This window comes from Pseudonocardia xishanensis, assembly GCF_039541715.1.
Lineage (GTDB): Bacteria > Actinomycetota > Actinomycetes > Mycobacteriales > Pseudonocardiaceae > Pseudonocardia > Pseudonocardia xishanensis.
Map to the genome: position 1 here is coordinate 1 of NZ_BAABGT010000146.1, position 556 is coordinate 556.

Sequence of the window (556 nt, forward strand, 5' to 3'; positions counted from 1 at the left end):
CGGCTCATGCCCGCGCGTCGCGTCTCAGTGAAGACGAAGATCTTCGAGCTGGAGATCGTGTTGGCTGGGGTACGGCCGTCGGTCCGGCGTCGGGTGCAGGTGCCGGGCGAGATCGACTTGGCGGTGTTGCACGAGGTGGTCCAGTCGGCGGTGGGTTGGACGAACTCGCACCTGCACGAGTTCGAGATCGCCGGGCGCCGCTATGGGATGCCGGACCCGGACTGGCCCGGCCAGGACGTCGTCGACGAGTCGAAGGGCAAGCTGTTCCGCCTGGTCAAGCAGGGGGACCGCTTCGGCTATGTCTACGACTTCGGCGACAACTGGGCCCACGAGATCACCGTGGACAAGGTCTTGGGCGCCGAGCCGGGTGTGCGTTATCCGCGCTGTGTCGCGGGCCAGGGGGCGTGCCCGCCCGAGGACGTCGGCGGCATCTGGGGGTATGAGGAGTTCCAGGCCGTCATGGCCGACCCGTCACACCCCGACCACGACGAGCGCCGCGAGTGGGCGGGCGGTGAGTTCGATCCGCACCGCTTCGACCCCGCCGAGGCCGACCGCG

Annotated in this window: 1 protein-coding gene; it reads left to right on the forward strand. The window is 69.2% G+C overall.

Annotated elements, in window-relative coordinates:
* Positions 1-27: 27 nt before the first annotated feature.
* Positions 28-556, forward strand: a 529-nt coding sequence (locus ABD993_RS36540) for a plasmid pRiA4b ORF-3 family protein (RefSeq protein ID WP_345428988.1), incomplete at its 3' end; no start/stop codon positions are given.